This window comes from Xanthovirga aplysinae, assembly GCF_009711365.1.
Classification (GTDB): domain Bacteria; phylum Bacteroidota; class Bacteroidia; order Cytophagales; family Cyclobacteriaceae; genus Xanthovirga; species Xanthovirga aplysinae.
Window position 1 is genome coordinate 1 of sequence record NZ_SMMB01001032.1, and the last position, 6,791, is coordinate 6,791.

Genomic DNA, 6,791 nt, shown 5'->3' on the forward strand with positions numbered 1-6,791 from the left:
ACGGTTACATCCGAGGAGGATGGATTTGGGCTTCCAGGGGTAACTGTGGTGTTAAAGGGAACCACAACTGGAGGTCAAACTGATTTTGACGGAAATTATAGTTTTGAAATCCCTTCAGAGGGAGGACTCTTAGTTTTTTCCTTTGTAGGAATGACAACTCAGGAAGTTGAAATTGGGTCAAAGTCAGTAGTTGATATTATAATGAGTACGGACGTCAAGCAATTGACCGAAGTTGTCGTGACAGGGGTAGCTACTGGAATCTCTGCGAAAAAACTCGGGTTTTCAGTTAGTAAAGTAAATAAGCAGGCTTTAGAGGCTGTTCCGGCAACCGATGCTGGTAATGCACTTAGAGGTAAGGCTGCAGGGGTGAGAATTGTTCAGGCTTCAGGTAATCCTACTAGTTCTTCTTCTATTCGATTAAGAGGATCTACTAATATATCGGGAAGTCAAAGTCCCTTGATAATTGTGGATGGAATTATTACTGATGGTTCCATTAGTGATATTAATATGGAAGATGTTGAATCTATTGAGATTCTAAAGGGAGCTGCAGCATCTTCATTGTACGGATCCTTAGCAGGTAATGGAGTAATACAAATCTTAACAAAGAGAGGAGCAATTGGGGGAAAACCAACCATAAGTTTAAGGAGCGAGTTTGGTTTTTCAGAAATTGGAAGAGCTTATCCAACAGCTGATAAGCATTCTTATAAATTGGATGAAAATGGGGAATTTTTACTCCTTGAAGGTAAGGTGCAAGTCGATGAAGATGGGCTTTTAGATAACCCTTTTCCAAGGTACAATAACAATGCTAAAAATTTATTTGGATCGCAACCTTGGAGGACAATCTCGGCGAGTGTAGGACAAACTGGAGATAAGTTCAACTACTACGCCTCTTTTCAGGATATGCATCAGCAAGGAGTGATAAAAGAATTAGATCCATATAAAAGACAATCGGTAAAATTAAATGCTGATTTACTTCCTAATGATAAATGGAAAGTGAAAACCTCGGTTTCCTATACTAAAACCACCGGAATCGATGTAGTGGAACAAGGTCAAAGTCCTAATTTGTTTTATGGAGTTCTTATTTATTCTCCCTATTTAAATTTAGCAGAAAAAGATCCGGAAACTGGCCTTTACGCAGTAAGACCGGATGGGTTTGATGTGATTGACGCTGGAAATTTTAGAAACCCTTTTTATGATGCTTTACAGGTCGATAGGTCTCGTGACAGAGATCGTTATTTAGGAGGGGCTGAAGCAAATTATAAACCCTTTGAATGGTTATCTTTAACTGGAGGATATTCTTTGGATAAAAGTGTATGGGACAGAATAACTTTTTATCCACAAGGCTTTGAAACACCAAGCCCAAGTTCTACTCTCAATAACGGATACTATAGGATTAGAAAATATAATCGATCAACTTCCATTTTATCTTTCCAATCCACTGCCAAAAAACAATTTGGGAAGTTTAATACTGCATTGTCTCTAAAATACATTTTAGAAAATAGGATGTATAGCCGCTTAACTGCTGAAGGATACGATTTTATTGCAAAGGGGGTAATTTCTCTTGATAATGGTAAAGAGAATGATGTCTCTTCCTATTTCCAAGAAGAAATTGCCGAGAATTATTTTGTGAATTTTGATTTGGACTATAATGACAAATTAATATTCAATGGAATGCTCAGAAGAGACGGTTCATCGATGTTTGGAGAGGATGCTCGTTATGCTTTATACTATAGGGGATCCCTGGCCTACCGTTTATCAGAAGATTTTAATTTGCCAGGTATTAATGAATTTAAGTTGAGAGCTTCCTATGGCACCAGTGGTCAGAGACCTTATGCATGGGCTGCACAATATGAGACCTTTGATGTAACTGATGCAGGTATCTCCCCAGATATTTTAGGTAATGTAAATCTAAAACCATCGGTGGTATCTGAGTTTGAAACAGGTATAAATATTGATTTTTTAGGAAGGTTTTCTGCTGAAATAACTTATGCTTATTCCACTACAAAAGATGATATTTTGTTAGTGCCACTTTCACCAGTTTCGGGGTATACCGCCCAATATCAGAATGCAGCAGACTTAAAACAAAACTCCTTTGAAGTTTCTATTAATGGGGATGTAATACAAGGAAAGAAGATGAAGTGGAATGTAGGGCTTAATTTTGATACCAATAACACAATAATTACTGGTATGACAAGGCCACCGTTTACAAGGAATACGGCTACAGCCCTTCAGTTATTCCGTGTGGAGGAAGGCCTTCCTTATGGGACTATCTTTGGGAATTCTATTGTAACGGATGTAAACCAACTTACATTAGATGCCAATGGATTTGTGATGAATGATAAATCGTATACCCCTGGAGGAGAAAATAACACAACAATAAACGATTATTTTATCAATGAAGATGGGTATGTTGTGCGTAAGGATTACTACAATACGGGAAAGGAACAGGCATTGTTAAAAGTTGATGAAAAAGGGACTCCTGTGGTGGAAGCTATAGGGAATACCAATCCGAAATTCAACTTAGGGCTTACCTCTAATTTGTCATACAATGGGTTTACCTTTTATACGCTGTTTGATTATCAACATGGGGGTGATATCTATAATAATACTAAACAGTTATTGTTTTTTGAAGATAGACATCTGGATCAAGTTAAATATGCAGAAATAGGGAAACATCGGAATTATTCTGGTGGGGCAAGTACGCTCTATAATGCAAATAATGCAATCTCTCATTTTGTTGAGGATGGCTCCTTCCTAAAAATAAGGGAAATTTCTCTTTCTTATAAAATTGATAATTCAAAGTCTAATTTTTTAGGTGGGTTCTTTAAAACTGCAACCTTTGCCATATCTGGGAGAAACCTATTTACTATAACTAAGTATTCGGGTTGGGACCCTGAAGTTGCATTGGGGGACAATCCTACCAACTTTAGAATTGATGAATTTTCTTATCCAAATTTTAGGACTTATACAGGTAGTGTTAAGCTTACATTTTAATTTGATTTAGATTATGAAATACATTAATAAAATAAAAATAGGAGCATTAATTTTATGTTTTTTCATAGGGGTTGTTGGTTGTGCAGATTTGGAGGTAGAAAATTTAAATGAACCTAATAGAGAGCAGGCTCTTTCAGAAGCTTCTGATATTTTAAGTTTACTGAGTGGGGCAACCTTGGATGTGATGTGGGACCAACATGATATGACGAATATACATATTGGTCTTATGACAGATCAAAGCACTAATACGAATAATGCCAACGATTTTTGGGCCTATAGTGATCAACCAAGAAGATCATTGCAGAATTCTACTATAAATAGTAATCTTTTTGTTTTCGATAGGCCTTGGTCAGATAATAATAGTGCTATTTCCACAGCTAATCTTATTATCTCCTTAATTCAGGACGGTATGGTATTGGAGAATAGCGATGGAGTAGATAAGACCCAGGAAGCCCTGATGGGTGCTTATTTTATAAGAGGAATTGCAATGGGAGCCATCGGTACATTGTTTGAAAGGGGCTATGTGGTGGATGAGAAGACTGATCTTACCACCCTTGAATTGCTTCCTTCTTCTGAGGTAATAGATGCGGCTGTAGCGAGTTTAGAGCTGGCAATGGGGGTAATTGGCCAATCTAATGTTGATTGGGAGTTTTTTCCAACCGGGGAGGTATTTGAAGGAAATAGATTCAAACGAATTATAAATTCTTATATCGCAAGGTTTCTAATTTCTAAGGCTAAAACTCCCGAGGAGGCCCAAACCTTGGATTATGCAAGAATTAAACAATTTGCGCAAAATGGGATCACACAAGATTTTGCTCCTTATGGAAAAACGGAGGTGATTTATGCCCAGGATTTAGATTGGACTCATTATTCAGTGTCTTCAGGAGGGCGTTATATAAATACAGACCAAAAAATAGCGTGGTTTTTTGATGATTCACAACCAAAGGATTATCCAGCTTCTGGAACATTGCCACCTGTGACAACTAATGACAAACGTGCTGAATTGTATTATGATTATTTTGAAGATTTAGGTTATTTAGATGCTGAACGAAATAGGTCTTTATTTTCAAATTATGGTTTAAACCGTTGGTATGGTTATGGAAATAATGAAGATTATGATAACGCTTTAATTCCATATATCTTGAAATCGGAGATGGATTATATTATTGCTGAATGTGAATTTATGCAGGGAAATCGAAGTGCTGCATTGGCTATTATTAATAATGGGCCTAGAAGTACTGTTGGGGAATTAAGTCCTGTAACGGATGATTCCCCTGAATCCATAAGGCATTTATTGCATTATGAATATTCAATCGAATTGGATTATACCGGTAAGGGGATTCAATGGGCTTTTATGAGACGACATGGGTTATTACAAAGAGGGACCCCAAGACATTTTCCTGTGCCAGCAACAGAACTTGAATTAGTTGGGGAAGCTTTATATAATTTCGGTGGCGAACAAAATATTGACGGTTTGAATACCTCCGATGGAAATGGATCATGGAAATAGTAATTAAAATTGTTTTTGGGTTTTGAAGAGATGAGATTTTAGAATTAAAAATGATAAATATTATGAAAAAAAATTTAGTTTATCTATATATAATCATGGGAGCTATCTTGATGAGTTGTGATCCGGATGCGACTGATTTTTTGGAAGTTAATCAATCTGAAATAACTGATTTTTATAATGAAATTTCAGGAGAGTCTGAGCCTTTCGCTACCGATACATACACATATAAAGCAGAACCAAGAACTGGGTCTACTTTTGCATGGGAGGTAAAGGGTATAGAGGCTTCTATTATGCAAAATTCTGAATTCCCCTTTATTGCTGAAATTACTTTTGGGAATTCATCTATTGATTTGGATGTAGCCGTTGTAGTAACTGAGACAACAGAATGGGGAGAGTCGAAAATGTTTACTGATTCTGTGAACATAATAGGCTTTTGCCCCCTGGATTTGGATCAATTTGTGGGTACTTATACAGAATACCTTGATGACGATCCAGGTTCTGAAAGTACCGTTACAATTGAGAGGAATCCTGATGATGAAAGGTTTGGATTAATAATTCGCAGTTTTGGTTTTGGTGCCTGGTCGGGGCAAACTGAGGGATCTTTGAAAATCAGTTTGGATAATTGTGACAATTCGGTTAATGTACTCACTCAAGTAGTAGAAGGGATCGAAGATTTTAATGGAAGTGGACCGGTTTCGGTAGGTTTAAATGACAATGTTAAAGGGACCTTTGACCCTGATACAAAAGAAATATCATTTATAGGTGAAGTTACAGTTGCCGATGGCCCAATTGGAGAAGTGAAATTTTCTTATTTTAAACAATAGGTATAGCTTACTGATTACCTTGAAAAAAAGACTACCTCTTATTTGAAGGTGGTCTTTTTTTTCAAGACTCATCGGTTAGAGACTAGTAGCCCTCAAAGTATTAAATTTGGAAAAATGATTGTTCTTTAATTTACTCCAAAAAATGAATTGGCCTATAAAGATTTAATTGAAGAATTTTCCTCTGATTTAAAAGGTCTTATTAATAATGGTTAAGGATATTTAATCAACCTATAATCCAAATTCCAGGAAAATGGCTTGAATTTGATTACGAAAGTTCGTGAAAATTCAAAAAACAAATAACTTATTCCTGAACAAACATACTTTCCCAAGCCAAGGGGGATAGTATAATAGAGTTTGTTTTTGACCTTTCAAAGCCCTTTTTGCCAAATGACCCACCCTCTTGACATTGCAAAATGGAAGATTTTCCTGTTTTGCATTAAGTTTTTTAACGGTCTATACTGTTCTCGATAGAAAGTCTTCCCTTCCTGAAAATGAAGAAAAAAGTACAATAATATCTAAGGTAAAAGAGGTATTGTATTTTTAGATTGTATTAATTTTATTTAGAATTCAAGACTCCATACTATTTATTTTCAGTAGATTTTTTAAGGTTAAAAACTCTGGAAACATTGAACCCAAAGTGGATATCCCCTTTCAGGAAATCTCCTGTTGTTTCCGATATAAAACTCTTAGCCACCATAGCCCTGGAGTTAGAAATAAAAAGCTGAAAAACATGTCCCCCGGTTTCAATGTCCATACCCAAAGCCAAAGCATTAAAGTTCCCCTCTGGAGCATTCTTATGAAATTGGTAATAATATTCGAAATTTAAGGATGTCCTAGGGGTGAGTTTATATCGGGCACCGGTTCCTAAGGCTATGATGTCATTTCGGTCTTCCTTTTCCTTTACTAGGTTATGGTGAATCCAACTGGGCATGAGTTGTAAGGAGAAATTGGAAGTAAACTTTCTTGCTATTAACAATTGGTGGACGTAACTGCTTCGGTGCTCAAAGGATATTTCCCTTGATTCATCGGCTGGCTTTAGGGTATTAATAGCGATGCTACTAAATGCTGTTAAGGTTATTGGAGTAGTCCTTTGTCCACTACTTTGCCTCAACAGTTGGTATTTTAAATAGCCGTCATAAGTTTTTTCAAAAGAGTTTCTTCCAAAACCTGCATTGAATCGGTCGCTAAAGCCATAATCAAAGCCTAGCCTAATATTTGCATCATCTAAACCAAATAGGTCATAAAATCCACTATTTAATCGTCCAAACTTGTGAGAGATTACAAAATTGAGGACTCCCTCTCCAACCATTTCTACAGAATGGCCATTAACTAGACGATTACTTTTAAAGGTAGCATTTGCATATGTTATGCTGTTTTTTTGATTTTCATTTTCCAGCATGTCTAACAAATCGTCCTGGGCTTTTAGGGAATGGGCAAAGAGAACGAAAATAAAAAGGGAAAAA

4 protein-coding genes are annotated in these 6,791 nt (G+C 36.4%); 3 read left to right on the plus strand and 1 reads right to left on the minus strand.

Annotation, left to right across the window (positions count from 1 at the left end; all coding sequences use genetic code 11):
* The 3 genes from E1171_RS10900 to E1171_RS10910 all read left to right on the plus strand — a co-directional run.
* Positions 1 to 2,994, plus strand: a 2,994-nt coding sequence (locus E1171_RS10900) for a SusC/RagA family TonB-linked outer membrane protein (RefSeq protein WP_155206038.1), incomplete at its 5' end; no start/stop codon positions are given.
* A 13-nt stretch (positions 2,995 to 3,007) separates the two neighbouring features.
* Positions 3,008 to 4,504: a hypothetical protein gene (locus E1171_RS10905; protein WP_155206039.1), complete on the plus strand. Its 1,497-nt coding sequence runs from the start codon at positions 3,008 to 3,010 to the stop codon at positions 4,502 to 4,504.
* Between the two features lie 62 nt (positions 4,505 to 4,566).
* Positions 4,567 to 5,328, plus strand: coding sequence for a hypothetical protein (locus E1171_RS10910; protein WP_155206040.1), 762 nt, complete (start codon positions 4,567 to 4,569; stop codon positions 5,326 to 5,328).
* Positions 5,329 to 5,908: 580 nt separating this feature from the next.
* Here the strand turns inward: E1171_RS10910 and E1171_RS23815 are convergent.
* Positions 5,909 to 6,791 (minus strand): DUF5777 family beta-barrel protein (locus tag E1171_RS23815; RefSeq protein ID WP_222931469.1); only part of this gene is annotated, 883 nt, incomplete at its 5' end.